Origin of the sequence: Streptomyces sp. MMCC 100 (assembly GCF_041538145.2) — a bacterium.
Taxonomy (GTDB): Bacteria; Actinomycetota; Actinomycetes; order Streptomycetales; family Streptomycetaceae; genus Streptomyces.
In genome coordinates, this window is the sequence record NZ_JBGORK020000001.1 from 7,140,883 (window position 1) to 7,166,940 (window position 26,058).

Annotated in this window: 27 protein-coding genes and 3 pseudogenes; 9 read left to right on the forward strand and 21 right to left on the reverse strand. The window is 72.8% G+C overall.

The genetic code is table 11. The features are described 5' to 3' along the window. Positions 1–16 precede the first annotated feature (16 nt). The 9 genes and pseudogenes from ABS735_RS32870 to tsaB all read right to left on the reverse strand — a co-directional run bounded on the left by ABS735_RS32870 (position 17) and on the right by tsaB (position 7,478). On the reverse strand, positions 17–367 hold the full coding sequence (locus ABS735_RS32870) for a hypothetical protein (RefSeq protein ID WP_373901493.1): 351 nt from the start codon (positions 365–367) through the stop codon (positions 17–19). A 304-nt stretch (positions 368–671) separates the two neighbouring features. Then, positions 672–1,925 carry an RNA polymerase sigma factor gene (locus ABS735_RS32875; protein WP_373901492.1) on the reverse strand — a complete coding sequence of 418 codons (1,254 nt, stop codon included), beginning with the start codon at positions 1,923–1,925 and terminating at the stop codon, positions 672–674. Positions 1,926–1,989: 64 nt separating this feature from the next. After that, positions 1,990–2,346 carry a YciI family protein gene (locus ABS735_RS32880; protein WP_373901491.1) on the reverse strand — a complete coding sequence of 119 codons (357 nt, stop codon included), beginning with the start codon at positions 2,344–2,346 and terminating at the stop codon, positions 1,990–1,992. A gap of 123 nt (positions 2,347–2,469) precedes the next feature. Next, positions 2,470–3,507 carry an LCP family protein gene (locus ABS735_RS32885; protein WP_373901490.1) on the reverse strand — a complete coding sequence of 346 codons (1,038 nt, stop codon included), beginning with the start codon at positions 3,505–3,507 and terminating at the stop codon, positions 2,470–2,472. A gap of 210 nt (positions 3,508–3,717) precedes the next feature. Next, complete coding sequence (locus ABS735_RS32890; protein ID WP_373901489.1) at positions 3,718–4,767, reverse strand: LacI family DNA-binding transcriptional regulator; 1,050 nt, start codon at positions 4,765–4,767, stop codon at positions 3,718–3,720. 171 nt (positions 4,768–4,938) lie between these two features. Continuing rightward, positions 4,939–5,193, reverse strand: a pseudogene (locus ABS735_RS32895) (hypothetical protein); the annotation flags it as partial. Further along, positions 5,190–6,302: a tRNA (adenosine(37)-N6)-threonylcarbamoyltransferase complex transferase subunit TsaD gene (tsaD, locus tag ABS735_RS32900; RefSeq protein WP_373901488.1), complete on the reverse strand. Its 1,113-nt coding sequence runs from the start codon at positions 6,300–6,302 to the stop codon at positions 5,190–5,192. The gene tsaD and the pseudogene ABS735_RS32895, both read right to left, overlap by 4 nt. After that, positions 6,295–6,780, reverse strand: a complete 486-nt coding sequence (gene rimI / locus ABS735_RS32905; RefSeq protein WP_476755892.1) for a ribosomal protein S18-alanine N-acetyltransferase — start codon at positions 6,778–6,780, stop codon at positions 6,295–6,297. The genes tsaD and rimI overlap by 8 nt, the downstream gene beginning before the upstream one ends. Positions 6,781–6,824: 44 nt before the next feature. Then, positions 6,825–7,478, reverse strand: coding sequence for a tRNA (adenosine(37)-N6)-threonylcarbamoyltransferase complex dimerization subunit type 1 TsaB (gene tsaB / locus ABS735_RS32910; protein ID WP_373901486.1), 654 nt, complete (start codon positions 7,476–7,478; stop codon positions 6,825–6,827). Between the two features lie 296 nt (positions 7,479–7,774). On the opposite strand from tsaB, the gene ABS735_RS32915 reads away from it, so the two are divergent. Next, a complete protein-coding gene (locus ABS735_RS32915; protein ID WP_373901485.1) occupies positions 7,775–8,329 on the forward strand; it encodes a hypothetical protein in 555 nt (184 codons plus the stop codon). Positions 8,330–8,380: 51 nt separating this feature from the next. On the opposite strand, the gene ABS735_RS32920 is transcribed toward ABS735_RS32915, so the two are convergent. The 4 genes from ABS735_RS32920 to alr form a co-directional block, all read right to left on the reverse strand. Then, positions 8,381–8,599 (reverse strand): hypothetical protein, encoded by a 219-nt coding sequence (locus ABS735_RS32920; protein ID WP_373901484.1) that lies wholly within the window; start codon positions 8,597–8,599, stop codon positions 8,381–8,383. Between the two features lie 156 nt (positions 8,600–8,755). Then, positions 8,756–9,226 (reverse strand): tRNA (adenosine(37)-N6)-threonylcarbamoyltransferase complex ATPase subunit type 1 TsaE, encoded by a 471-nt coding sequence (gene tsaE, locus ABS735_RS32925; RefSeq protein WP_373901636.1) that lies wholly within the window; start codon positions 9,224–9,226, stop codon positions 8,756–8,758. Positions 9,227–9,290: 64 nt separating this feature from the next. Beyond that, positions 9,291–10,550: an alpha/beta fold hydrolase gene (locus ABS735_RS32930; protein ID WP_373901483.1), complete on the reverse strand. Its 1,260-nt coding sequence runs from the start codon at positions 10,548–10,550 to the stop codon at positions 9,291–9,293. 84 nt (positions 10,551–10,634) lie between these two features. Then, complete coding sequence (gene alr, locus ABS735_RS32935; RefSeq protein WP_373901482.1) at positions 10,635–11,810, reverse strand: alanine racemase; 1,176 nt, start codon at positions 11,808–11,810, stop codon at positions 10,635–10,637. Positions 11,811–11,882: 72 nt separating this feature from the next. Here alr and ABS735_RS32940 point away from each other — a divergent pair, with 72 nt between their 5' ends. After that, the gene (locus ABS735_RS32940) at positions 11,883–12,254 is read left to right on the forward strand and encodes a holo-ACP synthase (protein WP_373901481.1); all 372 of its coding nucleotides are present in this window, start codon (positions 11,883–11,885) and stop codon (positions 12,252–12,254) included. A gap of 2 nt (positions 12,255–12,256) precedes the next feature. Here the strand turns inward: ABS735_RS32940 and ABS735_RS32945 are convergent. After that, positions 12,257–12,892 (reverse strand): annotated as a pseudogene (locus tag ABS735_RS32945) (helix-turn-helix domain-containing protein). Between the two features lie 79 nt (positions 12,893–12,971). Between ABS735_RS32945 and ABS735_RS32950 the strand changes: the two are divergent. Both ABS735_RS32950 and ABS735_RS32955 read left to right on the forward strand, forming a co-directional pair. Further along, on the forward strand, positions 12,972–14,429 hold the full coding sequence (locus tag ABS735_RS32950; RefSeq protein ID WP_373901480.1) for an NAD(P)H-hydrate dehydratase: 1,458 nt from the start codon (positions 12,972–12,974) through the stop codon (positions 14,427–14,429). Positions 14,430–14,447: 18 nt separating this feature from the next. Continuing rightward, positions 14,448–14,835, forward strand: a pseudogene (locus ABS735_RS32955) (ASCH domain-containing protein). Positions 14,836–14,850: 15 nt separating this feature from the next. Here ABS735_RS32955 and glmS read toward each other — a convergent pair. Then, a complete protein-coding gene (gene glmS / locus ABS735_RS32960; protein ID WP_373901479.1) occupies positions 14,851–16,698 on the reverse strand; it encodes a glutamine--fructose-6-phosphate transaminase (isomerizing) in 1,848 nt (615 codons plus the stop codon). A 114-nt stretch (positions 16,699–16,812) separates the two neighbouring features. Next, a complete protein-coding gene (locus tag ABS735_RS32965) occupies positions 16,813–17,619 on the reverse strand; it encodes a hypothetical protein (protein WP_373901478.1) in 807 nt (268 codons plus the stop codon). Positions 17,620–17,899: 280 nt separating this feature from the next. Between ABS735_RS32965 and coaA the strand changes: the two genes are divergently transcribed. Next, complete coding sequence (gene coaA, locus ABS735_RS32970; RefSeq protein ID WP_373901477.1) at positions 17,900–18,889, forward strand: type I pantothenate kinase; 990 nt, start codon at positions 17,900–17,902, stop codon at positions 18,887–18,889. A gap of 116 nt (positions 18,890–19,005) precedes the next feature. Continuing rightward, the gene (locus ABS735_RS32975) at positions 19,006–19,947 is read left to right on the forward strand and encodes a DUF389 domain-containing protein (protein WP_373901476.1); all 942 of its coding nucleotides are present in this window, start codon (positions 19,006–19,008) and stop codon (positions 19,945–19,947) included. A gap of 111 nt (positions 19,948–20,058) precedes the next feature. On the opposite strand, the gene glmM is transcribed toward ABS735_RS32975, so the two are convergent. The 4 genes from glmM to ABS735_RS32995 form a co-directional block, all read right to left on the reverse strand. Further along, positions 20,059–21,417, reverse strand: a complete 1,359-nt coding sequence (glmM, locus tag ABS735_RS32980; protein WP_373901475.1) for a phosphoglucosamine mutase — start codon at positions 21,415–21,417, stop codon at positions 20,059–20,061. Between the two features lie 214 nt (positions 21,418–21,631). Continuing rightward, complete coding sequence (rpsI, locus tag ABS735_RS32985; RefSeq protein ID WP_373901474.1) at positions 21,632–22,144, reverse strand: 30S ribosomal protein S9; 513 nt, start codon at positions 22,142–22,144, stop codon at positions 21,632–21,634. A 42-nt stretch (positions 22,145–22,186) separates the two neighbouring features. Continuing rightward, complete coding sequence (gene rplM / locus ABS735_RS32990) at positions 22,187–22,630, reverse strand: 50S ribosomal protein L13 (RefSeq protein WP_031041507.1); 444 nt, start codon at positions 22,628–22,630, stop codon at positions 22,187–22,189. 208 nt (positions 22,631–22,838) lie between these two features. Continuing rightward, entirely contained in the window at positions 22,839–24,044 is a 1,206-nt protein-coding gene (locus ABS735_RS32995; RefSeq protein ID WP_373901473.1) for a glycosyltransferase family 87 protein, read from the reverse strand. A 131-nt stretch (positions 24,045–24,175) separates the two neighbouring features. Here ABS735_RS32995 and ABS735_RS33000 point away from each other — a divergent pair, with 131 nt between their 5' ends. After that, entirely contained in the window at positions 24,176–25,081 is a 906-nt protein-coding gene (locus ABS735_RS33000) for a hypothetical protein (RefSeq protein ID WP_373901472.1), read from the forward strand. A 15-nt stretch (positions 25,082–25,096) separates the two neighbouring features. On the opposite strand, the gene ABS735_RS33005 is transcribed toward ABS735_RS33000, so the two are convergent. After that, entirely contained in the window at positions 25,097–25,369 is a 273-nt protein-coding gene (locus ABS735_RS33005; RefSeq protein WP_373901471.1) for a hypothetical protein, read from the reverse strand. A gap of 27 nt (positions 25,370–25,396) precedes the next feature. Here ABS735_RS33005 and ABS735_RS33010 point away from each other — a divergent pair, with 27 nt between their 5' ends. Then, positions 25,397–25,786: a hypothetical protein gene (locus tag ABS735_RS33010; protein WP_373901470.1), complete on the forward strand. Its 390-nt coding sequence runs from the start codon at positions 25,397–25,399 to the stop codon at positions 25,784–25,786. 24 nt (positions 25,787–25,810) lie between these two features. Next, positions 25,811–26,017, forward strand: a complete 207-nt coding sequence (locus tag ABS735_RS33015; RefSeq protein ID WP_373901469.1) for a hypothetical protein — start codon at positions 25,811–25,813, stop codon at positions 26,015–26,017. Positions 26,018–26,058 lie beyond the last annotated feature (41 nt).

Genomic DNA, 26,058 nt, shown 5'->3' on the forward strand with positions numbered 1-26,058 from the left:
GGATGCCGCGACGGCGTCAGTCGAAGTTCACGTACTTCGTCAGCCGGCAGCCTTCGACGAGCACCTTCTCCTTCTCGTAGCCGCTGGGAACCTCGTCGTCGGGGTCGCAGTCGAGATACATCAGGTCGCTCTCCAGGAGCTGGGTGATGGATTCTTCTCCCGTGGGTTCGACCGCGAAGTCCCGGCCGACGAGCAGTCCCCGGCCGCCCTCCCGCTTCACCGCCTTCTGGAAGTCGGCCATGTCCTCGGTGCGCAGCAGTGTGATGGTGCGGCCTGAGGCGTCCTCGCACACCCCGCGCTCCTCGATGGACCAGGAGGGGTCCTTGGCCGCCGCCGGCCTGCTGCCCTCCTCGGAGTTCAGCTCCACCGGGCCGCAGGGGGCGTAGGAGTCCGCGTAGGCGTGGACGGCCTTTCATGCTGTCGGCACTCGGCAGGCCGCCGCCCTCCGCCGCCTCGCTGCTGCATCCGCTGCTCAGGGCCAGGGCGGCCAGTACCGCCCAGGCAGCGGTGATCTTCCCCCGCGTGCTTTCTCCGCTTCTGTGCGTGGGGGCATCCCCCCGTGTCCGAGCACTGTAGCCAGAAGCGATCTTGGTCGCCGACGGCGGCCCGGCCCAACTGCCGTTCGTACCACGGCCGTACGGCGTCCGCGGCGTGTGCCCGCCGAGCGCTGCCTAGCCGCATTCCTCCGCACGGCGCAGCAGGAGGGCGCGTTCGCGTTCGTTGCGGGTCAGGGACGCGGCCCGTTCGAACTCCGTGCGGGCCTCGGCCGTACGGTCCAGGCGGAGCAGGAGGTCGCCGCGGACGCTGGGGAGCAGGTGGTAGTCGCGCAGGGCGGGTTCGGCGGCGAGGGCGTCGACGAGGGCGAGGGCGGGGGCCGGGCCCTCGGCCATGGAGACGGCGACCGCGCGGTTGAGTTCGACGACCGGGGACGGGGCGCGGGCCGCGAGCAGGCCGTAGAGCGTGGCGATGCGGGGCCAGTCGGTCTCCTCGTACGTGTACGCCGTCGCGTGGCAGGCGGCGATCGCGGCCTGGAGGACGTACGGGCCCGGGGCGCCGGAGCCGGTGGCGGCGTGGGCGTGGTCCAGGGCGGTGATGCCGCGGGCGATGAGCAGGCGGTTCCAGCGGTGGCGGTTCTGGTCCCTCAGCAGCACCGGCTCACCGTCGGGGCCGGTGCGGGCGGCGGTGCGGGAGGACTGGAACTCCAGCAGCGCGGTCAGGCCGTGGACTTCGGGTTCCTTCGGCATCAGGGCGGACAGGACGCGGGCCAGGCGCAGGGCGTCCTCGCACAGGGCGGGGCGGAGCCAGTCGTCGCCGGCGGTGGCCGCGTAGCCCTCGTTGAAGATCAGGTAGATGACCTCCAGGACCGAGCCGAGGCGGGCCGCGCGGTCGGGTCCGTACGGTACCTCGAAATCGACGTTCTTCCTGGCCAGGGTGCGTTTGGCGCGCACGATGCGCTGGGCGACCGTCGGTTCCGGGACGAGGCAGGCGCGGGCGATCTCCGGCGTGGTCAGGCCGCCGAGCAGGCGGAGGGTGAGGGCGATGCGCGCCTCGGCGGACAGCACCGGGTGGCAGGCGGTGAAGACCAGTCGGAGCAGGTCGTCGTCGATGTCCTCGGGGTCGGCGGGCTCCTCGGGCGGGGGCGCCGAGGCGGGCAGGTCCCGGCCGATCTCCGCGAGCTTGCGGGCGTAGGTCTCCCGGCGCCGGATCAGGTCGACGGCGCGGCGGCGGGCGGTGGCCATGAGCCAGGCGCCCGGGTTGTCGGGCACGCCGTCCCGGGGCCACTGCTCCAGGGCCGCGACCAGGGCGTCCTGGGTGAGTTCCTCGGCGATGCCGACGTCCCGGACGAGCCGGGCCACGCCGGCGATGACGCGGGGCGACTCCAGCCGGAAGACGGTTTCGAGGGCGGCGGTGGGCTGCGCTTCCACAGCCCACCATGCAACACCCTCGGGCCGCCGGGGCAAAACGGGACTCGGCCGCTCCTGCGTCGGCTCAGCCCTCCATCAGCTCCCGGACCTCGCAGGTCACCGTCCAGTACTCCTCGTGCACCTTCAGGAAGCGCTTGGTCCACTCGACCGCCTCGGCCATGTCCTTGGCCTGGAGGAGCGAGTAGCCGCCGACGACCTCCTTGGTCTCGGTGAAGGGCCCGTCGGTGACGGAGAGCTGTCCGCCCTCGTAGTGGACGCGGGTGCCCTGGGCGGTCGGGGTTAGCCCGGCCGTGTCCAGCAGGACGCCCGCCTTGGTCATCTCCTCCATCAGCTTCTCCATCCGCTGGATCAGCTCGGGGCTGGGGCCACCGGACAGGGCGTCGGACTCCTCGATGCGGATCAGCGACAGGTAGCGGGGCATGGTGACTCCTCGGGGTGGTTCGGCGGCCGGGTTCTCCCCGGCCTCTCACCCCTTGCGTCGAACGGGAGAGCCGTGGATCGACACCCGCGGCGAGATTCCCCCTGGAATTTCCCCGGAAATTTCTCAGCGGAGCGATTCCCACAGGTCGGCGGCGTCCGGCTGGTCCGCCACCACCCGGTTGGGATCGGAGGGCGCGGGCAGCACCGGCATCGTCAGCGTGCGTACGTCGTCCGCGGCGAGGTCCCCGAGGCTGCGGCCCAGGTTCGTCAGCTCGCCCAGCGAGTCCAGGCCGGTGTCGGTGGTGAGACTGCCGGTGAGCGCGTCCGCGACCTGGTAGAGGCGTGCGGGGTCGGTGAGCAGGTCGGTGGCGGAGACCTGCTCCAGCAGCGCTTTGACGAGCTTGTGCTGGAGCTCTATCCGGGCGAGGTCGCTGCCGCCCTCCAGCCCGTACCGGGTGCGGGCCAGGCCGAGGGCCTCGGTGCCGTCGAGGTGGTGGGTGCCGGCGTCCAGGTGCAGGTGGCTCTTGTCGTCGTCGATGTCCACGTCCGTGGTGACGGTGACCCCGCCGAGCGCGTCGACCAGGTCGGCGAAGCCGGAGAAGTCGACCTCGACGTAGTGGTCCATGCGGACCCCGGTGAGCGACTCGACGGTCTTCACGGCGCAGACCGGCCCGCCCAGTTCGTAGGCGGTGTTGAACATGGCGCCGCTCGCCTCGCGGGTCGTACCGCCGGACGGCAGCGGGCAGGAGGGCCGCTCGACGAGGGTGTCGCGCGGGATGCTGACGACGGTGGCGGCGGTACGGCCCGCGTCAAGGTGGACGACCATCGCCGTGTCGGAGCGGGCACCCCCGCTGTCGCCGCCGCCCAGCTCCTGGTTCTCCTCGCCGCTGCGCGAGTCGGAGCCTAGGACGAGGAGGTTCAGGGCGCCGGTGGGCGCCGGGGACCCGGAGGGCGAGGCGGAGGGGACGGTGGCGGGGCGGGCGGGCCGGTCGTCGCCGAGCGCGCCGTTGATGTCGACGCTCTTGATGTTGCCGTTCAGGTGCCAGTAGGCCCAGCCCGCCGCCCCGGCGCCGAGCAGCAGGGCGCCGGTCAGGGCCAGGCCGGCCGCCCTGAGCCCCTTCCGGCGGCCGTCCCGCTCGTCCTGCCCGCCCCGCGCCGCCATGCGTCAGCCCCCGCCCCGCCCGTCTCGTTCGCGTCCCCACTCGGATGCCCCACCGGAAGGAACATAAGTCCGAATTATTGAAACTGGAACAGGTGGGTCGGGCTTCTGCGGAAATTCTCAGACTTCGGAGACTGCCGAACGTTTCGGGCCTGGGGGCGCGTGCTGGCGGGCACGGTCGGGTGAGGGCGGGTCAGCGCGCGTGAAGGCCGCCTACGCCTCCCGCGACGCCGTACTGCTGCGCACCTCCAGGCTGGTGGCCAGCTCCACACGGGTCGCGGTCGGGGAGCCGTCGTCCCGCCCGAGGTCCAGGACCAGCCGGGCCGCCGCCTCGGCCATCTCCATCAGCGGCTGCCGTACGGTCGTCAGCGGCGGCCCCACCCAGCGGGCCACCGGCAGGTCGTCGAACCCGACCACGCTCAGGTCCTGCGGGATGCGCAGCCCCAGCTCGCGCGCGGCCTCGTACAGCCCGAGCGCCTGGAGGTCGTTGCCGGCGAAGACGGCGGTCGGCCGGTCCGGGCGGCGCAGCAGTTCCAGGCCCTGCCGGTAGCCGGCCTCGTGGTGGAAGTCGCCGGTCACGATCAGGTCGGGGTCGACCGGCAGCCCCGCCGTCTCCAGGGCGGCCCGGTAGCCGTCGATGCGGGCGCGGCTGCACATCATGCGGGTGGGTCCGCTGATCGCGCCGATGCGGGTGTGGCCGAGGTCGACCAGGTGCCGGGTGGCGGCGAGTCCGCCCTGCCAGTTGGTGGCGCCGATGGACGGCACGTCGGCGCCCGGGTCGCCGGCCGGGTCCATCACCACGAACGGGATGGACCGGCTGGTGAGCAGGGCCCGCTGGGAATCGTCGAGGCCGGACAGGACGAGGATCACGCCGTGCGGACGGCGGGCGGCGACCTGGTCGGCCCAGGTCCGGCCGGGCGTGAGGCGGCCCGCGCTCTCGGAGAGCACGACGCTGAGCCCCGTGTCCCGGGCCACGTTCTCCACGCCGCGGATGACCTCCATCGCCCAGGCGCTCTCCAGCTCGTGGAAGACCAGGTCGATCAGCGGCGACCGGGTCGACTCGGCCCGCCTGCGCCGGTAGCCGTGAACGCGCAGCAGCTCCTCGACGCGGGCCCTGGTCGACGGGGCGACGTCGGCGCGGCCGTTGAGCACCTTCGAAACAGTCGGCGCCGACACACCGGCCTCACGCGCGATCTCGGCGAGGGTCGCGGTCTGCGCGGACCGCTTTCGCGTCGGGGTTTCAGCGGGCTGCGGGGATGTCATGGCGGCGATCGTAACCCCATGGGGCCGCCTGACGAAGGGGTCACCCAACCGGAGACCATCGGAACATTCGCCGGTAGGCCCGAATCATTCGGCCGACCGACCGTCGCCGCCCCCGACCGCCCGGCCGCCGCCACCGTCGACCGACTGGCCGTTGCCACCGTCGTCACCGTCGTCACCGTCGACCGACTCGAACCGCCACCGGTGCACCGCCCGCGTCACCAGCCCCTCGTCCGGTTCGGGCAGCTCCGGGAGTTCGGCGTCGTACGCGGCGTCCCACCAGGTGATGACGAGGACGCGGTCCTGCGGGGCCCGCAGGGTCTCTCGACGGGCCGGGGTGCCGTCGAGCGGCTGGGCTCGGGCCCAGGCCAGCAGCTCGTCGCCGCGGCCGGGCACGGCCCGCGCCTCCCACATCAGCGCGATGCTCACGAGTACAGGTTCTCCTTGCTGACCTCGTGGACATGGTCGTGGCCGTGCGCGTGGCCGTGGCCGGGCACGTGCGGTTCCGTCACCGGCAGGGACGAGTCCGCCGACAGGTCCCAGTCGGAGGCGGCGCGGTTGCGCGCCACCATCTCGGCACCGAGCGCGGCGACCATCGCGCCGTTGTCCGTGCACAGCTTGGGGCGCGGCACCCGCAGCCGGATGCCGGCCGCCTCGCAACGCTCCTGGGCGAGCGCCCGCAGCCGGGAGTTGGCGGCCACGCCGCCGCCGATCATCAGGTGGTCGACGCCCTCGTCCTTGCAGGCCCGTACCGCCTTGCGGGTCAGCACGTCCACGACCGCCTCCTGGAAGGACGCCGACACGTCGCGCACCGGCACCTCCTCCCCCGCCGCCCGCTTCGCCTCGATCCAGCGGGCCACGGCTGTCTTGAGACCGGAGAAGGAGAAGTCGTACGCCGCATCGCGCGGGCCGGTCAGACCGCGTGGGAAGGCGATCGCGTTCGGGTCGCCCTCGCACGCGTACCGGTCGATGACCGGACCGCCGGGGAAGCCCAGGTTCAGCACGCGGGCGATCTTGTCGAAGGCCTCGCCGGCCGCGTCGTCGATGGTCGCGCCGAGGGGACGGACGTCTGAGGTGATGTCCGTGGAGAGAAGCAGGGAGGAGTGCCCGCCGGAGACCAGCAGGGCCATCGTCGGCTCGGGCAGCGCGCCGTGTTCGAGCTGGTCGACGCAGATGTGCGAGGCGAGGTGGTTGACGCCGTACAGGGGCTTGCCGAGCGCGTAGGCGTACGCCTTCGCCGCAGAGACGCCGACCAGCAGGGCACCCGCGAGGCCGGGTCCGGCGGTGACGGCGATGCCGTCGAGGTCGCGGGCGCTGACCCCGGCCTCCTTGAGGGCGCGTTCGATGGTCGGCACCATCGCCTCCAGGTGGGCGCGGCTCGCCACCTCCGGGACGACGCCGCCGAAGCGGGCGTGCTCGTCGACGCTGGACGCGACGGCGTCGGCCAGCAGGGTGGTGCCGCGGACGACACCGACGCCGGTCTCGTCGCAGGAGGTCTCGATCCCCAGGACGAGAGGCTCGTCGCGTGAGTCAGCCATGGTTGTCGGTTCCTCGTTCGGTTCCCGGTACGGAGGTGGAAGGGTCGGTCAGGCGCATCACCAGGGCGTCCACGTTGCCCGGCTGGTAGTAGCCGCGTCTGAAGCCGATGGGCTCGAAGCCGAAGCGCTCGTACAGCCGCTGGGCGCGGGTGTTGTCCACCCGGCACTCCAGCAGCACCTCGGTGCACTCGAAGGCGGTCGCCGCGCGCAGCAGCTCGGTCAGCAGCCGCGCGCCGAGGCCGGTGCCCCAGTGGTCGCGGGAGACGGCGATGGTCTGCACGTCGGCCTGCTCCCCGGAGGTGACCAGGCCCGCGTAGCCGACGACCTGGCCGTCGTCCTCGGCGACGAGGTACCGCCGGGTCGCCCCCGGTCCGCGCGCGTGCGCCAGCTCGGACCAGAACATCCCCCGCGACCAGGCGTCCTCCGGGAACAGCTCCCGCTCCATGCGGAGCACGGGGTCGATGTCCCACCAGCGCATCTCGCGCAGTACGGCAGGTGCGGACTCGGCAGTGGCTGACTCGGTCACTTGGGGGTGACCACCTTGTAGTTCTTGGGGACCTGGGCGTCGGGCCGGCGCAGGTACAGCGGCCGGGGCGCGGGCAGCTCCTCCCCCGCCGCGAGCTTCTCGGCGGCCAGCCGGGCCAGTGCGGCGGCGGACACGTGCTCCGGCTCGTGCGTCCGGGGGAAGGTGTCCGGGTAGAGCAGCGCGCCGGCGCCGACCGCCGGGAGCCCGGCCACCTGCTCGGCGATGTCGGCGGGGCGGTCGACGGCCGGGTCGGTGAGGCGGGTGCGGGAGTCGGCGTACCGCGCCCAGTAGACCTCTTTCCGGCGGGCGTCGGTCGCCACCACGAAGGGGCCCTCCAGGTCGGCGGCGAACGCGAGGCCGTCCAGCGTGCACACGCCGTGCACGGGCACGCCGAGCGCGAGCCCGAAGGCGTCCGCGGTCATCAGGCCGACGCGCAGCCCCGTGTACGGGCCGGGGCCGGTACCCGCGACGATGCCGGTGACGGCGTCGAGCCGCAGGCCGGCCTCGGTGAGCACCCGGTCGACGGCGGGCAGCAGCAGCTCACCGTGCCGGCGTGCGTCCACCTGGCTCGACGAGGCGATGACGTCCGTACCGTCGTGCAGCGCGACGGTCACGGCGGGCGTGGCGGTATCCAGAGCGAGCAAGAGCACGCAAACAGCCTACGGCGCCGCACGGCCCGCACCGGACGCCCTGTGGACAACCCGAGGCCTGTGGACAATCCGGGGGCGCCCGGCGGCCCGATTCCAGCCCGGGCCCGACCCCATGGCCCGACCCGAACCCATGGCCCGCCCCCGGCCTCCCCGGCCTCCCCGGCCTCCCCGGCCCCCGGCCTCCCCGGCCTGCCCCGGCCCGGCCGTCCCCCGTGTCGCGCACCGCGTTCATCCACTTACGTACTGCTACCGTCGCCGGGAACGGACGGACGAGTACGACGACGAGGTGGTCGCCAGTGGCAAGCAGCAGCGCCGGTATCGTCACCGGCCTCGTCACGGCGGCCCTCGTGACGATCGGCGTCCTCGCCCACCAGGCGTCCGTCAGCGCCCCGGCCGACCTCGACCGGACCCACGCGACCAGCAGCCCCGCCCCGGGCGCCGTCAAGGCACCGCGCGACCGGCGGCACCCCGACGCCCTGCCCGCGGGGTCCGGAACGGGTGAACGGGTGGTGTACTCGGTGGACGACGACCGCGTGTGGCTGGTCGGCCCGGGGAACAAGGTGCAGCGCACCTACGAGGTCACGCCCAGTACGGTCGACCCGGCCCCGGGCGCCTACACGGTCACGTCCCGGTCCAACCGGATCACCGGGTCCGACGGCGTCCCGGTCGAACACGTGGTGCGCTTCACCAGCGCCGACGGCGTGGCCGTCGGGTTCAGCGCGGCGGTCGACGGCTCGACGGCCAGGCCCGACCCGGACCGGCCCACCGGCGGCATCCGCGAGTCACGCGCGGACGGCGACGCGATGTGGGAGTTCGCGACGATCGGGCGGCAGGTCGTCGTCGTCCCCTGACAGCGGCCGCCGCCCCCGTACAGCGCACGGGACGCGCGGGACGCACGGGCGTCAGGCGGCCTCGCGGTGGTCGCGGTGGTCGCGGTCGTCACGGTGGCCGTGCTGGTCACGGACCGGCCGACGCGTCTCCGGCTCGGGGGCGCGGGGCGGCGTCGAGACCGCCGTCGCGGCGGCACAGGAGGCGAGCAGGTCACCCATCGACACCCCGGCGGGCGCGGACGACCGGGGCCTCGGGCGGTCCTGCGGCTGGACCTGGGACATGGACGACATGGACGCCTCCTGAAGCTCGGGGGCGGGCGCAGTAAGGCATGCCTAACTACGAGCTGAGTACCATGTGACCACGGGCAAGACCCGGAAAGCAATCTTTTGCCGACGCCTTGTCGGAAAATCCCGCGCGAGGGGCGTGCCGGGGCGTGCCGGGGCGGCTCAGCCGGCGAGGACGCTCACGTCGGCCGTGGCCCACCGCTCGCCGAGGCCGGTCACCGTCACGTGCCGCACCTCGTCGGTGGTGTCGCCGACGGCCCGGTCGATCCAGACCCGCAGCCGGTCCTCGGTCAGCTCCTCCACCTTGCCCTCGCCCCACTCGACCACGATCACCGAGTCGGACAGGGAGACGTCCAGGTCGAGGTCCTCCATCTCGTCCAGTCCGCCGGACAGCCGGTAGGCGTCCACGTGGACGAGCGGCGGGCCGGCACCGAGCGAGGGGTGCACGCGGGCGATCACGAAGGTCGGGGAGGTGACGGCGCCGCGCACGCCGAGGCCCTCGCCGAGACCGCGGGTCAGGGTCGTCTTGCCCGCGCCCAGCTCACCGCTGAGCATCACCAGGTCTCCGGCGCGCAGCAGTTTGGCGAGCCTGCGGCCCAGTTCCCGCATCTGCTCGGGGGAGGTGACAGTGATCTCGACATCGGGGGCGTGCTCCGAGGCCCCGGAGGAGCCGGACGTCCCGGAGGACCCGGACGGCTCAGCCGGGCCCTGCGCTGCTGCTGGTGCTTCCATAGCCGTCCACGGTAGCCGCTGCCGGCACCGCGCCCGCGCGGGCGAGCAGATCGGCGAGGCGGTCCGTGACCAGCTCCGGGTGCTCCAGCATCACCAGGTGCCCCGCGTCGGGGACCAGCACCAGTTCGGCGTCCGGCAGCAGGTCGGCGATCGCCTCGCTGTGCTCGCTCGGCGTCACCAGGTCCCGCACCCCGGCCAGCACCAGCACCGGAAGGCCGGCGAAGTGGGCGAGGGCCTCGGTCTTGTCGTGGTCGTTGAAGGCCGGGTAGTACTCGGCGACGACATCGATCGGCGTCGACTCGATCATCCGCTCGGCGAACCGGGCCACGGCCGGGTCGACGTCCCGGGACGCGAACGAGTACCGCTTGATGATCCCGGCGAACAGGTCCGCCGTCGCCCGCCGCCCCCGCTCCACCAGCTCGGCCCGCTGCCCGAGCGCCCTCAGCACGCCCGGCAGCACCCGTCGCACCGCGTTGACGCCGGCCACCGGCAGCCCGAAGTTGACCTCGCCGAGCCGCCCGGACGACGTGCCGACGAGGGCGACGCCGACGACGCGCTCGCGGACCAGGTCGGGGAAGGCGTCGGCCAGCGCCATCACGGTCATGCCGCCCATGGAGTGGCCGACCAGCACGATCGGGCCCTCGGGCGCGGCCGCGTCGATGACGGCCTTGAGGTCGCGGCCCAGGTCCTCGATGCTGACCGGCCGGTCGTCCCGCGTCTGGGCCACGCCCCGCCCGGACCGGCCGTGGCTGCGCTGGTCCCAGTAGACGGTGCGGACGACGCCTCTGAGGGCCGCCCGCTGGAAGTGCCAGGAGTCCTGGTTGAGGCAGTAGCCGTGGCTGAAGACGACGGTGACGGGCGCGGGCGCCCTGCGGCCGAACAGCCGCCTGCGGCGCGGGGCGCGGTCGGCCTCGGCGTCCGGGGCAAGGTCGTCGACCTCGTAGTACAGCTCGGTGCCGTCCTCGGCGTACGCCTTGCCGGGGGTGCCGCGCAGTCCGCCGTACGGGCCCGCCGAGTCGAGGGCGAGCCGGGCCTTCTGGCGCATCCCGCGGCCGACCGTGAGCCGCTCTATCGCCACGCCGGCCGCGGCACCCGCCGCGACCACGCCTATCGCGACCCCGGCGATGCCGGTCGCCCGGCGCCAGCCGCCGACGGCGACCTCGGTGGCGGCCTCCGTGGCGGAGGCGACGACCGCCGCGACGGCCTCCCCGTTGCTCTCGCTCACGTACACCGCTCCTCTTCGCCGGGCCGTTGTGCGCCTACCCGCTGCCGATCGCCGTTCACCTGGACGCGCGTCGGTACGGGCCTGTCACTCGTTGACGTAGACGCGCGGAACGCGGGTTCCGATCCGGGTGATGATCTCGTACGCGATGGTGCCCGCCGCCTGGGCCCAGTCCTCGGCGGTGGGCTCACCCCGGTCACCGGGGCCGAACAGCACCGCTTCGGCGCCCGGTTCGGGGCGGTCCCCGCCCAGGTCGACGACGAACTGGTCCATCGCGATCCGCCCCGCGACCGTGCGCCACTTGCCGTCGACCAGGACCGGGCCGGTGGAGGAGGCGTGGCGCGGGACGCCGTCCGCGTAGCCGAGCGGGACGAGGCCGAGGGTGGTGTCGCCGGGGGTGGTGTAGTGGTGCCCGTAGCTGACGCCGTGGCCGCCGGGGACCCGCTTGACCAGGGCCAGGGATGCGGCCAGCGTCATCACGGGGCGCAGCCCGAAGTCGGCGGGGGTGCCGATCTCGGGGCTGGGCGAGACGCCGTACATCGCGATGCCGGGCCGTACGAGGTCGAAGTGGGTGTCGGGGAGGGTGAGGGTGGCCGGCGAGTTGGCGATGTGCCGCACCTCGGGGCGCAGGCCCTGCTGCTCGGCGTAGGCCGTCATCTCCCGGAAACGGGTGAGCTGTGCGGCGATGGAGGGGTGGCCGGGCTCGTCGGCGCGGGCGAAGTGCGACCAGAGCCCGGTGACCCGCAGCAGCCCCTCCTCCTCGGCCCGCAGCGCGGCCCCGACCAGCTCTTCCCAGTCCGCGCCGGGCTGGCAGCCGTTCCGTCCGAGCCCGGTGTCGGCCTTGAGCTGCACGCGCGCGGGCACTCCGGCCGCCCGGGCCGCCTCGACGACCTCTTCCATGGCCCACATCGCGCTGACGGACACGTCGAGACGGGCCTCGACCGCCTCCCGCCAGGGTCCGCCGGGCGTCCACAGCCAGCACATGACCCGTACGTCGTCCGGCAGCCCGGCCACCGCCGACCGCAGGGCGAGGGCCTCCTGCGGGGTGGCCGTGCCGAGCCAGGTCGCGCCCGCCTCGACGGCGGCGCGGGCGCAGGGGAACGCGCCGTGGCCGTAGGCGTCCGCCTTGACGACGGCCATGAGAGCCGCCCCGGGGGCCCGTTCGCGCAGTGCGCGGACGTTGGCCCGCAGGGCGGCCAGGTCGATCTCGGCCCGGGCGCGCAGCACCGCGTCCGCGTCCCGCCGAGCAGTTGTCTCGCTCATCGTGCCCCCAGTCTCTCAGAGCACCCGGCCGCCCCCGCCCGACGCCGCCCGGCAGTGGCTAGGGTTCCCGGCATGAGCATCATCGGGGTCGGGATCGACGTGGCCGAGGTCGAGCGGTTCGGGGCGTCGCTGGAGCGCACACCGGCCCTGGCGGGGCGGCTCTTCCTGGAGAGCGAGCTGCTGCTGCCCAGCGGGGAGCGCCGCGGCGTCGCCTCGCTCGCCGCCCGCTTCGCGGCGAAGGAGGCGCTGGCCAAGGCGCTGGGCGCGCCGGCGGGGCTGCTGTGGACGGACGCCGAGGTGTACGTCGAGGACAGCGGGCAGCCGCGGCTGCGGGTGTCGGGGACGGTGGCGGCCCGGGCGGCGGAGCTGGGCGTGGCGTCGTGGCACGTGTCGCTGAGCCACGACGCGGGGATCGCGTCGGCGGTGGTGATCGCGGAGGGCTGAGGTCAGGGGGCGTCGTGCGTCCGGTCGGCGGTCGGCCTGACCCGGATGTGCATGCGCTCGCCCTGTGCGCCGTACAGGGCGATCCACTCGACGGGCTGGTCCCCGGCGTTGGCGATGCCGTGCGGGACGCGGGTGTCGAACTCCGCCGTCTCCCCGGCCGTCAGGACGAGGTCGTGCTCGCCGAGGGCGAGGAGCAGGCGGCCGGAGAGGACGTAGAGCCACTCGTGGCCCTCGTGCGACCCCTGTTCGGGCCGGGGGGTCCACTCGGTCCGCGGTGTGGCCGGGGCGGGGAGGATCTGCTTGTAGGCGTGCAGTCCGTCGTTCGGATTCCGGGTCAGCGGGACCTACGTCTGTCCGTGCCGGGTGAAGGGGCGGGGGTGAACGCGGGGGTCGCCGGTCCGCGAGCCGACGAGTTCGTCCAGGGGCAGCCGGTGTGCCCGGGCCAGCGGCAGCAGGTGCCGCAGCCCCGGCTCGCGCTGCCCCGACTCCAGCCGGGACAGGGTGCTGACGGAGATGCCGGTGACGTCGGCGAGCTGGGCCAGGGTGAGCCCGCGGGCCTGCCGGACGGCACGCAGGCGCCCCCCGAGCGTGGTCATCACCTGTGCCGTTTCGTCGTCACCACCGTCACCGCCGCTCATGGGACAACTGTCCCCCATCGCGCGTCCCGGGGGACGGCGGGCCGTGCGTGTTCCGGGCGTACGGGGAAGACTCGACGGCATGCGGACTGCGTACAGCGTGGAAACGGTCAGGAACGCCGAACGGGAACTGATGGCACGGCTGCCCGAGGGGGCGCTGATGCAACGGGCCGCGGCCGGGCTGGCCGCCGCCTGCGCGGAGGTACTGGGCCGGGTGGCCGGGCGGATCTACGGCAGCCGGGTCGTGCTGCTGGTCGGCAGCGGCGACAACGGCGGCGACGCCCTGTACGCGGGCGCGCGGCTGGCCCGGCGGGGCGCGGGCGTGACGGCGGTACTGCTCGCGCCGGAGCGGGCCCACGGCGGTGGCCTGGCGGCGCTGCGGCGCGCGGGCGGGCGGGTTGCGGGGGACGGGACTTCCGGTTCCGCCGAGGAGTTGATCGCGCGGGCCGATCTCGTCCTCGACGGCATCGTCGGGATCGGCGGCAAGGGCGGGCTGCGGGAGGGGGCCGTACCGCTGGCGGACGCGGCCGCGCGCTCCCGGGCCGCCGTCGTCGCCGTCGACCTGCCGAGCGGGGTCGACGCGGACACGGGCCGGGTGGTGGGGGACGTGGTCCGCGCCGATCTGACGGTGACGTTCGGGGCGCACAAGCCGGGGCTGCTGATCGATCCGGCGCGGGAGTACGCGGGCTCGGTGCGGCTGGTGGACATCGGCCTGCCGCTGCCCGCCGAGGCGGCCGAGCTGGAGGCGTTGCAGCACGCGGACGTGGTGCGCCTGCTGCCGGTGCCGGCGGCCGAGAGCGACAAGTACCGGCGCGGAGTCGTCGGCATCGCCGCCGGGTCGGCCCGCTACCCGGGCGCGGCCGTACTCGCCGTCTCGGGCGCGCTGCGGGGCGGGGCCGGGGCGGTGCGGTACGTCGGTCCGGCGGGGGACGCGGTGATCGCCCGCTTCCCGGAGACGCTCGTGTCCGACCAGGGGCCGGAGCGGGCGGGGCGGGTCCAGGCGTGGGTCGTCGGACCGGGGGCCGGTGACGACGCGGCGACGGTGGCTCAGGTGCTGGCGGCAGAGGTACCGGTGCTGATCGACGCGGACGGCCTGCGGCTGGCCGACGCGGACGCGGTCCGGGCGCGTACGGCACCGACGCTGATGACCCCGCACGCCGGGGAGGCGGCGGCGCTGCTCGGAGTGGGCCGGGAGGAGGTCGAGGGCTCGCGGCTGGCCTCGGTGCGCGAGCTGGCGGCGCGGTACGGGGCGACGGTGCTGCTGAAGGGCTCGACGACGCTGGTGGCCAGTGCGAAGGGGGGTCCCGTCCGGGTCAACGCGACGGGAACGTCGTGGCTCGCCACGGCCGGCAGCGGGGACGTGCTGTCCGGCCTGGCGGGTTCACTGCTGGCGGCGGGCCTGTCGGCGGTGGACGCGGGGAGCGTGGGCGCGTATCTCCACGGCCTCGCGGGCCGCTTCGCGGCACAGGGGGCACCGGCGGGGGCGCATGACGTGGCGGAGGCGATTCCGCGGGCCTGGCGGGATGTGCGGGGGGACTGAACGGGGACTCGGGCGCGGATCTCGCCAGTAGCCTGCGCACGTGCCTCTCGACCCGGTTCGAAGACCTCGACGACCGGCCTGGTCGCCGAGTACGAGCACGAGGGCGAGCCACTGCCGGAGCCCGGACGCCGGGAAGTGGTCGTCGACTCGCGCGAACTCCCCGTCGCCGTCGTCGAGGTGACGGAGGTGCGTCGTCCCGCTGGCCGAGGTGGACCTCGCCCACGCGGTCGACGAGGGCGAGGGGTACACCACCGTGGCCGAGTGGCGTGCGGGCCACGAGCGGTTCTGGCACAGCGAGGAGATGCGCGCGGCGCTGGACGACCCGGGGTTCGCGGTGGACGACACGACACCGGCGGTCCTGGAACGCTTCCGGGTCGTCACCGTGCTGCCCGGCACCGGCCGGTGAGGAACCGCTCCGGGCCTACTCCACCGTCACCGACTTCGCCAGGTTCCGCGGCTGGTCCACCTCGTTGCCCCGGGCCGTCGCCAGTTCGCAGGCGAAGACCTGCAACGGCACCGTGGCCACCAGGGGTTGCAGCAGGGTCGGGGTGGCCGGGATCCGGACGAGGTGGTCGGCGTAGGGGACGACCGCCTCGTCACCCTCCTCGGCGATGACGATGGTGCGGGCGCCGCGGGCGCGGATCTCCTGGATGTTGGACACGATCTTGTCGTGGAGGACCGAGCGGCCGCGCGGGGACGGCACCACCACGACGACCGGCAGGTCCTCCTCGATCAGCGCGATCGGCCCGTGCTTCAGCTCGCCCGCCGCGAAGCCCTCGGCGTGCATGTACGCCAACTCCTTGAGCTTGAGGGCGCCTTCGAGGGCGACGGGGTGGCCGACGTGCCGGCCGAGGAAGAGCACCGTCTTCTTGTCGGCGAGGGAGCGGGCCAGTTCCCGTACGGGGTCCATGGTGCCGAGGACCTGTTCGACCGCGCCGGAGATGCCGGACAGGTCGCGGACGACGTCGCGGATCTCGTCGCCGTACTTGGTGCCGCGCACCTGGCCCAGGTACAGGGCGACCAGGTAGCAGGCCACCAGCTGGGTGAGGAAGGCCTTGGTGGAGGCGACGGCGACCTCGGGGCCCGCGTGGGTGTAGAGCACGGCGTCGGACTCGCGGGGGATCGTCGAGCCGTTGGTGTTGCAGATGGCCAGGACCCTGGCGCCCTGTTCGCGGGCGTGGCGCAGGGCCATGAGGGTGTCCATGGTCTCGCCGGACTGGGAGATCGCGACGACCAGGGTCTGCTGATCGAGGATCGGGTCGCGGTAGCGGAACTCGCTGGCCAGTTCCACCTCGCAGGGGATCCGCGTCCAGTGCTCGATGGCGTACTTGGCGATCAGTCCGGCGTGGTACGCCGTACCGCAGGCGATGACGACGACCTTGTCGGTCTCCCGGAGCACCCCGGCGGGGATGCGCACCTCGTCCAGGCTCAGCGTGCCGGAGCCGTCGATGCGGCCGAGGAGGGTGTCGGCGACGGCCTTCGGCTGCTCGGCGATCTCCTTGAGCATGAAGGAGGCGTAACCGGCCTTCTCGGCGGCCGAGGCGTCCCAGTCGACGTGGTAGGAGCGGACGTCCGCCGGGGTGCCGTCGAAAGCGGTGACACGCACGCCGTCGCGGCGCAGCTCGACGACCTGGTCCTGGCCCAGCTCGACGGCGTCCCGGGTGTGGGCGATGAAGGCCGCCACGTCCGAGGCGAGGAAGTACTCGCCCTCCCCCACACCCACCACGAGCGGCGAGTTGCGGCGAGCGCCCACCACCACGTCCGGCACGTCCGCGTGCACCGCGACCAGCGTGAACGCGCCCTCCAGCCGCCGGCACACCAGCCGCATCGCCTCGGCGAGGTCGGCGCAGGCCGAGTACTCCTCGGCGAGCAGGTGGGCGACGACCTCGGTGTCGGTCTCGGAGGGCAGCTCGTGGCCGCGCTCCGCCAGCTCCGCCCGCAGCGGCGCGAAGTTCTCGATGATGCCGTTGTGGACCACGGCCACCCGGCCCGCGTTGTCGACGTGCGGGTGGGCGTTGGCGTCGGTGGGGCCGCCGTGGGTGGCCCAGCGGGTGTGGCCGATGCCGGTCGCGGCGGACGGCAACGGGTGTTCGGACAGTTCCTTGTCGAGGTTGACGAGCTTGCCGGCCCGCTTGGCGGTGGCGAGGCCGCCGTCCGCGAGCACGGCGACGCCCGCCGAGTCGTATCCCCGGTACTCGAGCCGCTTCAGTCCGGCCATCACGACATCGAGCGCCGACTGAGACCCTACGTATCCCACGATTCCGCACATAAGCGGCAGCCTACGAGCAGGATCGGCCACGAGGCGGCCGCAAAGCGGGCTTCCTGTGCCCGAAATCGGAAATTCCCACCGGGGTACGAACGCCGCCCACCGGTCTCGGGCCCGTCAGCCGAGCTTGGCGACCTGCGCGTCGACGACCTCGGCGGGGACCTCGAACTCCGCGCCGGTCATCATCGAGGAGAGGTTGACGGCGCTGAAGGTGGCGAGCGTGGAGCCCTTGCGGACCACCACGAGCTTCATGAGCCCGCTGCTGTCCGCGCCGGTGGCCACACCGATGTTGACGGTGAGCCCCTCGTCACCGGCCTTGAGGCGGCCCACACCGCTCACCTCGGTGACCCGCATCTTGTCGCTGCCCACGGTGGCGTCGAAGCCGCCCGCGCACTTCTCGACGGCCGTCTTCAGCCCCGCCATCGCCTGCTCGGCACCGCCGTCCGCGTAGGAGGCGACGTTCAGCATGATCTCGTTCACGTCGACGTCGGTCATGTCCTGGCCGTCCGGGCCCTTGCTCGCGGAGGGCGACTCCGTCTGCCCCTGCCAGGAGCGTTGCACGTCCGCCGCCGGCTCGCCCTGGGCCACCGCGCCCTGGACGTAGACGAGCGGCAGACAGGCCTTGTCGTCCGTCGAGATCTGGTCCTTGGCCACCTGGTCATCCGCCGACAGTTCGGTGGCGACCTCGCCGTTCTTGACGTCGGCCTGGGCGAGGGCGACCTTCTCCAGCTCGGCGGCGGTCAGCGCCTCGCCCGCCGGTGCAGACGCCCCAGCACCCTCCGCCGGGGCGGACTGCTCCGTCTTGGCCGTCTCATCCCCGGCCGCGCCGTCGTCGTCGGACGATCCGCCGCAGGCGGTGGCGAGCAGGGCCAGGGCGGCGGCGGAGGCCGCGAGGGCGGTACGGCGGACAGCGGTCGAACTCACGTCGGCACTCTTTCGTCGGTTCACTTCAGGGGATGTCGACCAGCGTCGGAATCTGTCGAGTCACGTCGAGGACGAGGATGAGATCCGGTCGACTTTGCCCGCACCATACCTACGGCATTCGCACGTACGATCGATAACCGGCCACCCGAGACCCGACCGTGATCTCGGCGGGCCTCGGCGGGCCTCGTCGAGCCTCGGCGGGCCTCGCCGGCCGCGGCGGACCGGCCGACGTGACGCAGCCCACCTGCCGCCCCGGTTCGTACTCCGTTAACAATGGACTGTGATCTCTCCGGTCCCCTCGATTCCCCGGAGCGCCCACCGGCAACGGCCGGAGGCGACTCCCTACGTCGACCTCACCCGCCCCGAGTGGAGCGCGCTGCGCGACAAGACGCCGCTGCCGCTGACCGCCGAGGAGGTCGAGAAGCTGCGCGGCCTCGGCGACGTCATCGACCTCGACGAGGTGCGGGACATCTACCTCCCGCTCTCCCGGCTGCTCAACCTCTACGTCGGCGCCACCGACGGCCTGCGCGGTGCGCTGAACACGTTCCTCGGCGAGCAGGGCTCCCAGTCCGGCACCCCCTTCGTCATAGGGGTCGCCGGCTCGGTCGCGGTGGGCAAGTCCACCGTCGCCCGCCTGCTCCAGGCGCTGCTCTCCCGCTGGCCCGAGCACCCGCGCGTGGAGCTGGTCACCACCGACGGCTTCCTGCTGCCGACGCGGGAGCTGGAGGCGCGTGGCCTGATGTCGCGGAAAGGATTCCCCGAGTCGTACGACCGCCGGGCGCTGACCCGGTTCGTCGCCGACATCAAGGCGGGCAAGGCGGAGGTGACCGCGCCGGTCTACTCCCACCTCATCTACGACATCGTCCCGGACCAGCGGCTCGTGGTCCGCCGCCCCGACATCCTGATCGTCGAGGGCCTCAACGTGCTCCAGCCCGCGCTGCCCGGCAAGGACGGCCGCACCAGGGTCGGACTCGCCGACTACTTCGACTTCAGCGTGTACGTCGACGCGCGCACCGAGGACATCGAGCGCTGGTACCTCAGCCGCTTCCGCAAGCTGCGCGAGACCGCCTTCCAGAACCCGTCCTCGTACTTCCGCAAGTACACGCAGGTCTCGGAGGAGGAGGCCCTCGACTACGCCCGCACCACCTGGCGCACCATCAACAAGCCCAACCTGGTGGAGAACGTGGCCCCCACCCGGGGCCGGGCCACCCTGGTGCTGCGCAAGGGCCCCGACCACAAGGTGCAGCGCCTGAGCCTGCGCAAGCTGTGAGCCGGGCGGCACGGGCGGGGTGAGCGGCGCAGGTGGGGCGGGCGGTGCACGTGAGGCTGGCGGTGCAGGTGGGGGAGGCGGCACTGGTGGGGCGTGCGGCGCGATAGAAATACCGGATGCTGCATCTGCGCCTGATCACCCCGGCCGACCGCACCGACGAGGTGGTGCGCCTGATCGACCGTACGGTCGGCACCACCCACCTCGTCGTCCTGCCGGGCGCCGCCCGCGAACCCGAGGGCGACGTCGTCATGTGCGACGTGGCCCGCGAGGCCGGTGACGAACTCATCAACCGGCTCCGGGCCCTGGGCATCGACGACTGCGGCGCCATCACCGCCGAGAACATCGACCTGTCGCTGTCCAGGCGCGCGGACGAGGCGGAGAAGGACGCCCCCGGCGAGCCCGCCGACGCGGTGCTGTGGGAGCAGCTGGAGGAGGCGACGCACGAGGAGTCGACCCTCTCGATCACCTACGTCGCCTTCATCACGCTCGCCACGATGATCGCGGCCTGCGGTGTGGTGCTCGACAACGCGATCCTGATCGTCGGCGCGATGGCCGTCGGCCCGGAGTTCGGCCCGCTCGCCGGCATCTGCACGGCGATCGTCCAGCGCGCCCCGCGGCTCGCCCTGCGCTCGCTGATCGCGCTGCTGGTGGGGTTCGCGGCGGCGATGGCGGTGACGGTGGGCTTCAGCTGGGTCATGTCCGGGTTCGGCCAGTTCAGCGAGGGCAAGCTGGAGGGCGACCGGCCCAACACCGGCTTCGTCTACGCCCCCGACGCCTTCTCCTTCGTGGTGGCGATCCTCGCCGGCATCGCGGGGACGCTGTCGCTGACCTCCGCGAAGTCCGGCGCCCTGGTGGGCGTCGCCATCTCGGTCACCACGGTTCCGGCGGCCGCCAACGCCGCCGTCGCCCTGAGCTTCGGCGACACCGACCAGACGGTGGGCTCCTCCGAACAACTCCTGCTCAACCTGGCGGGCATCGTCGTCGCCGGAACTCTGACCCTGCTGGCACAGAAGGCCTTGTGGTCGACTCAGCGAGGCCGGATGAGCAAACCCACCTAGGGGCGCGAGGCTCTGCTGATGTGCGGCTCCGCCGCGCGGGCGCGACCAGCCACAACGAAACCCGCGGCCCGCATCACACAGCACCCCCACCCCGAACCCGGCGCCGTAGGACTAACCGAGCGCGGACTTCACCGCATCGGCCAACCGCCCCGCCACAGACCGGGCCTGCTCAATATCCGCGGCCTCGACCATCACCCGCACCAGCGGCTCGGTCCCCGAGGGACGCAGCAGCACCCGCCCGGTGCTCCCGAGCTCCCGCTCCGCCTCGGACACCGCAGCGGCCAGCTCGGCTGAGGTCTTCACCCGCGACTTGTCCACGTCCGGCACATTCACCAGCACCTGCGGCAGCCGCTCCATCACGGACGCGAGGTCCCGCAGCGTACGGCCGCTCTGCGCGACCCGCGCCGCCAGCATCAGGCCGGTCAGCGTGCCGTCGCCGGTGGTGGCGTGATCGAGGATGATGACGTGCCCGGACTGCTCGCCGCCCAGGGCGTAGCCGTGCTCCTTCATCTCCTCCAGGACGTACCGGTCGCCGACCGAGGTCGCCACGAACCGGATGCCCTCGCGCTCCATGGCGAGCTTGAAGCCCAGGTTGGACATGACGGTCGCGACGACGGTGTCCGAGCGCAGCGCCTCCCGCTCCCGCATCGCGAGCGCGAGCACGGCGAGGATCTGGTCGCCGTCGACCTCCGCACCGGTGTGGTCCACGGCCAGGCAGCGGTCGGCGTCGCCGTCGTGGGCGATGCCCAGGTCGGCGCCGTGCTCGACGACGGCGGCCTTGAGCAGGTCGAGGTGGGTGGAGCCGCAGCCGTCGTTGATGTTGAGGCCGTCGGGCACCGCACCGATGGTGACCAGCTCGGCGCCGGCCCGCGCGAACGCCTCCGGCGAGACCCGGGAGGCCGCGCCGTGCGCCTCGTCGAGGACGATCTTCAGTCCGTCGAGGCGGTTCGGCAGGACGCCGACGAGGTGGGCGACGTACTGGTCGAGACCCTCGTCGTAGTCGCGGACGCGGCCGACGCCGGCGCCGGTCGGGCGGTCCCAGGGGGCGCCGGTGCGGTGCTCGGCGTAGACGGACTCGATGCGGTCCTCCAGCTCGTCGGCGAGCTTGTGGCCGCCGCGGGCGAAGAACTTGATGCCGTTGTCGGGCATGGCGTTGTGGCTCGCGGACAGCATCACGCCGAGGTCGGCGCCGAGTGCGCCGGTGAGGTGGGCCACCGCGGGCGTCGGCAGCACGCCGACCCGCAGCACGTCCACGCCGGCGCTGGCCAGGCCCGCGACCACCGCGGCCTCCAGGAACTCCCCGGAGGCGCGCGGGTCCCGGCCGACCACCGCGGTCGCCCGGTGCCCGGCGAAGGTGCCCGCCTCGGCCAGTACATGCGCCGCGGCGACGGAGAGGCCCAGCGCCAGCTCGGCCGTCAGATCCGCGTTGGCGACACCGCGCACGCCGTCCGTGCCGAAGAGTCGTCCCACTTGTCCTCCTGAGGAAACGTCAATTCCGGAAGCGGCTGGCGATGAGTGCGGCCCACGCAGTCGGCTCCCGAAGGCCGGGCGTGCAGCGCCCGACCAACGATCACATAAGCCTTAGAGCATCTTGTGCCGTTATACGCCCAACGGCAGGGATAAACGAATGCCCCGGCAGCACAGTGGCGTGCCGCCGGGGCGTTCGGAGTACAGCCGGTACGACTTAGCGCTTGCTGTACTGCGGGGCCTTGCGGGCCTTCTTCAGACCGGCCTTCTTCCGCTCGACCGCGCGGTCGTCACGGGTCAGGAAGCCGGCCTTCTTGAGCGCGCCGCGGTTGTTGTCCACGTCGGCCTCGTTCAGGGCGCGGGCGACACCGAGACGGAGCGCGCCGGCCTGGCCGGAGACACCGCCACCCGCGATGCGGGCGATGACGTCGTAACGGCCCTCGAGCTCGAGCACCTTGAAGGGCTCGTTGACTTCCTGCTGGTGCACCTTGTTCGGGAAGTAGTCCTCGAGGGTGCGGCCGTTGATCTTCCACTTGCCGGTGCCCGGGACGATCCGGACACGGGCGATGGCGTTCTTGCGACGGCCCAGGCCGGCGGCCGGCTGGGGCTCGCCGAACGCGGAGGCCATGGACTCCGAGGTGTACTCGCCCTCGACGGGGACCTCGGACTCGGTGGTGTAGCTGTCGATGTCGATCTCTTCGAGCGGCTGCTCGGCAGTGGTCTCGGCCACGATGCTCCTCAGATTCTCTTCAGTCTTAGGGGGTGGCCGGACTTACTGCGCGACCTGGGTGATCTCGAACGGCTGCGGCTGCTGCGCGCCGTGCGGGTGCTGGTCACCCTTGTAGACCTTCAGCTTCGAGAGCATCTGACGGCCCAGGGAGTTCTTCGGGAGCATGCCCTTGACGGCCTTCTCGATGGCCTTCTCCGGGTTCTTGTCCAGCAGCTCGTCGTAGCGCACGGAGCGCAGACCGCCCGGGTAGCCGGAGTGGCGGTACGCCATCTTCTGGGTCCGCTTGTTGCCGGAGAGGTGCACCTTGTCGGCGTTGATGATGATGACGAAGTCACCGGTGTCGACGTGGGGCGCGTAGATCGGCTTGTGCTTGCCGCGCAGGATGGAGGCCGTGGTGGAGGCCAGACGCCCCAGGACGACGTCCTGAGCGTCGATGACGTGCCACTGGCGCGTCACATCGCCGGGCTTGGGGCTGTACGTACGCACGGTTCGTAGCCTTCGCTTCTTCAGTGAGTGGTCCTGACATTGGTCACCGAAGACGATCACGACAGCCCTGACCGCACCGCGGTGACGCATACCGCGTGCAGGTCGCTGGTCATCGGTCCCGGTGGACCGGTGTAAGGGCCCCTCACGTGAGAATGAGCAAGCCAATACACATACGACTGTGCAGAATACCCGGGCCCCGGCGGCCGGGTCAAAACGGGGCCGCGGGGGCACGCTCCGGCTCCGGCGCCCGCCCCGGGGGCACCCGGCCGTCGGCACCCGCCGGACCGGCCCAAGCCTGCCGGGCGACCGTCACCGCAAGCACGCACAGCGTGAACGCGTCCCGGAAGGCCCGCCGCCGCTCCCCCTCCAGCCAGGGCCAGGTCAGCCCGGGTACCTGGGGCACCAGGGCGATCCAGAACCACACCCCGCGGGCCGCCGACCCGGCGTACGGCAGCCCGGCGAGCAGCAGGGGCAGGGCGACCAGGAGGTAGTGGTCGTAGGACGGCCGGGAGACGAGGAACGCCGACAGCATCAGACCGGCGCCGGTCTCCGCCAGCCGCAGCGGGCCGGGGTCGGCGCGCCGCCAGCGCCGGTACGCGCACAGCACCCCGGCGCACGCCCCGGCCACCGCGAGCCCCTGCGCGAGCGCCGGCGGCACCCCGAGCCGGGGCAGTACGGCCGCCGGGGAGGCCTCGTAGAGCCGTACGAAGCCGTCGTCGCCGTGCAGCAGGAAGGGCAGGGTGCGGGTGAAGAAGCCCGCCGGGTCGGGCATCGCCAGCGCCGCCGCGGCGGAGGCCAGCGCGGGCACCAGGACGGCCGCCGTCAGGGCCCGCCACCGGCCGGCGAAGAGGAAGAGCAGGACGACGGGCGCGAGCAGCGGCTTGAGCGCGACGGCCGCCCCGATGACGGCCCCCGCGCCCGTCCAGCGCCCCCGGCTCGCCAGCAGCAGGGCCAGCGGCAGCGCCACCGTCGCCGTCACCGTCCAGTTGCCGAGCCGCACCAGGTGCCCGAACGGCGCGAAGCCCAGCGCGAGCCCGGTCAGCCCGAGGGCCGCGAGCCGGCTGCCGAGCGGCACGCGGTGCAGCCGCAGCGCGCAGGCCCAGGCCAGCGCCAGCAGGACCGTCACCGCGCACGGCACCAGCACCCGCAGGACGGCCCCGGGCAGCAGCGCCTGCGGGACGGCGGCCAGGACGGCGCTCGGCAGATAGAGGAAGTGCGGATCGTCGTACGGGGAGCCGCCGGCCAGCCAGGTGCGGGCGGCCCGCACGACGATGGCGTTGTCCATGCCCCCGTCCGAGGTCACCCGCGACGCGTGCACGGCGGACGCCGCCAGCACCGTCACGAGCACCGCCCACAGATGCGCTCCCGCCGGCCGCACCAACCACCCGGAGATGTCGCTTTTGCCCGTCCGCATGAACGGAACGCTAGGCCCTGCGGGCCCCAAGTCGCCGCACCAGCACGCCCCTCGGCCCGTCACAGGCCCTGTCGTCAGTCTCCCGTCTGCTCAGCGACGGGAGACTGACGACAGGGCCTAAGATGCCGCCCATGAGCTTTGGGCAGGGGGGACCTCAGTCACAGTGGGATCCCTGGAAACCGCAATCGCAGCAGCCGCAGCAGCCGCAGTCGCAGCAGCCCTGGAACAGCGGGAACAGTGACAACACGCCGGACTGGGCTGCTCTCGCCGAGGCCTCCGAGGCCCGTGCCAAGCGCCGTCGGCTGCTCTTCATCGGCGGTGGCGCGCTGGCCACCGTGGCGATAGCCGGGGCCGTCGCCGTGGCCGTCGTCTCGGCGAACGGCTCCGACCAGGCCTCCGGCGGCCCCTCCTCGCAGCTCCCCTCGACGGCGGACATACCCAGCGCCACGGCCACCCAGCCGTCCTTCGCCCCGACCAGCGCCCCGCCGCCGCTGGACCCGAAGGACTTCGTCTCCAGCGCCAAGAAGGACAAGGCCCCGCTCAGCCCGGACCTGCTCTTCCCCGGCACCCAGCTGACCATGGGTGAGACGGTCTACAAGAAGGGCCCGACGGCCGACACCCGCACCTGCGGCTCCGCCGCCCAGGGCACCCTGCCGAAGGTCCTCGACGCCAACAAGTGCACGCGCCTGATCCGCGTCACCTACACCAAGGGCGACACCGCCGTGACGGTCGGCGTAGCCGTCTTCGACAGCGAGGCGCAGGCCGCGAAGGCGAAGAAGGAAGCCGACAAGAAGAGCATCATCCGCTCCCTGTCCGGCGGCGGCGTCAAGTCCTTCTGCACCGGCGCCGTCTGCCGCTCCACCACCAACTCCTACGGCCGTTACGCCTACTTCACCGTGGCGGGTTTCACGGGCGGCAAGGACGTCACGGAGAAGTCCACCGGCGTCTTCCGGGCCGGTGACGACCTGGCCGAGTTCGCCTTCCGGCAGATCCGCCGACGCGGCGAGGCCCAGGCATCGGCAGCGGCGGAGGGCTGACCGCCGCCCTCTCAGTCACTCCCCCGCGAGCGTGTTCACGTACCTCGTTCCCGCAGCGGCGAAGTCGGCCACGGCTTTCGCCGCGTCGTCCGGGGAGACAACCTGGCCGGACTTGAAGTACATCCAGTCGACCTTCATCGCCCAGGAACGCTCCCCCTTGAAGGGGAGGTCGATGAACCAGTTGCTGAAGTTGATGCTCATCGGTTCACGCGGGAGGTACGTCTTCCCACTGGTGAACAACACGTCGCCGTCCACCGAGTAGGTGACCTTGCCGTCGGCCGCGGTCACGGCCAGGGTGTGCCAACCACCGATCTCATGTCCACTCTGCGCGAGCTGGTCCAGCAGCGCGAGCGGTGGAGCCGGGGCACCGTGGACGCGCTGCGCCGCCGTGGCTGGACCAAGTTCACCTGGCACTCCATCATCACGATGGTCCTGGGCCTGTTCGGCTTCGCGTACATCTTCATCTGGGGTGCCCGCCAGCTCGTCGCCGCGGCCCAGTACAGCCTGAGCACGCACCCGCTGCTGTGGGCCCTGCTCGCCTTCTGGATCGTCTACCCCGCGCTGCGGGTACGGACCCTGGGCTGGAAGGCGATGCTCGTCGAGGCCCTGCTCGTCCCCGAGCTGGTCTACACCGTCGTACGGGCCTACTGGCTCGTGTCGTCGATCCTCAAGTCCTTCGTGACCCGTGTGTCGGCCTGGAAGTAACAGACGGACAGGCGCAGGAGAAGAATGAACACCCTCAGAGGCCTTGGCGCCTGCGCGGTTCTCGCGGGCATCGCCTACACCGTCACGAAGGTCACCCAGGTCGAGGTCATCGTCCTCGGCTTCACGTGCCTGGCCGTCACCGTCACCGTGCTGGGCTGGATACTCTCCATCAAACGGAGCCGCCACGACCGCCGGGCGGCCGGCGGCGGCAGGCGTGCGCGCCGCTCCTGACGGCAGCCCCACCCACGTCGCCGAACAGCGGTTCAGCGAGG

Excerpts from the sequence above, each read along its gene's own strand:
- ABS735_RS32885 (WP_373901490.1), bottom strand. The coding sequence starts at position 3,507 with ATGGCGGCGCGGGGCGGGCAGGACGAGCGGGACGGCCGCCGGAAGGGG.
- ABS735_RS32920 (WP_373901484.1), bottom strand. The coding sequence starts at position 8,599 with ATGTCGTCCATGTCCCAGGTCCAGCCGCAGGACCGCCCGAGGCCCCGG.
- ABS735_RS32890 (WP_373901489.1), bottom strand. The coding sequence starts at position 4,767 with ATGACATCCCCGCAGCCCGCTGAAACCCCGACGCGAAAGCGGTCCGCG.
- ABS735_RS32995 (WP_373901473.1), bottom strand. The coding sequence starts at position 24,044 with ATGCGGACGGGCAAAAGCGACATCTCCGGGTGGTTGGTGCGGCCGGCG.
- ABS735_RS32880 (WP_373901491.1), bottom strand. The coding sequence starts at position 2,346 with ATGCCCCGCTACCTGTCGCTGATCCGCATCGAGGAGTCCGACGCCCTG.
- ABS735_RS32940 (WP_373901481.1), top strand. The coding sequence starts at position 11,883 with ATGAGCATCATCGGGGTCGGGATCGACGTGGCCGAGGTCGAGCGGTTC.
- ABS735_RS33000 (WP_373901472.1), top strand. The coding sequence starts at position 24,176 with ATGAGCTTTGGGCAGGGGGGACCTCAGTCACAGTGGGATCCCTGGAAA.
- ABS735_RS32975 (WP_373901476.1), top strand. The coding sequence starts at position 19,006 with ATGCTGCATCTGCGCCTGATCACCCCGGCCGACCGCACCGACGAGGTG.
- alr (WP_373901482.1), bottom strand. The coding sequence starts at position 11,810 with ATGAGCGAGACAACTGCTCGGCGGGACGCGGACGCGGTGCTGCGCGCC.
- tsaD (WP_373901488.1), bottom strand. The coding sequence starts at position 6,302 with ATGGCTGACTCACGCGACGAGCCTCTCGTCCTGGGGATCGAGACCTCC.
- glmS (WP_373901479.1), bottom strand. The coding sequence starts at position 16,698 with ATGTGCGGAATCGTGGGATACGTAGGGTCTCAGTCGGCGCTCGATGTC.
- ABS735_RS33015 (WP_373901469.1), top strand. The coding sequence starts at position 25,811 with ATGAACACCCTCAGAGGCCTTGGCGCCTGCGCGGTTCTCGCGGGCATC.
- ABS735_RS33010 (WP_373901470.1), top strand. The coding sequence starts at position 25,397 with ATGTCCACTCTGCGCGAGCTGGTCCAGCAGCGCGAGCGGTGGAGCCGG.
- ABS735_RS32950 (WP_373901480.1), top strand. The coding sequence starts at position 12,972 with ATGCGGACTGCGTACAGCGTGGAAACGGTCAGGAACGCCGAACGGGAA.
- rimI (WP_476755892.1), bottom strand. The coding sequence starts at position 6,780 with ATGCGCTGGTGGGACATCGACCCCGTGCTCCGCATGGAGCGGGAGCTG.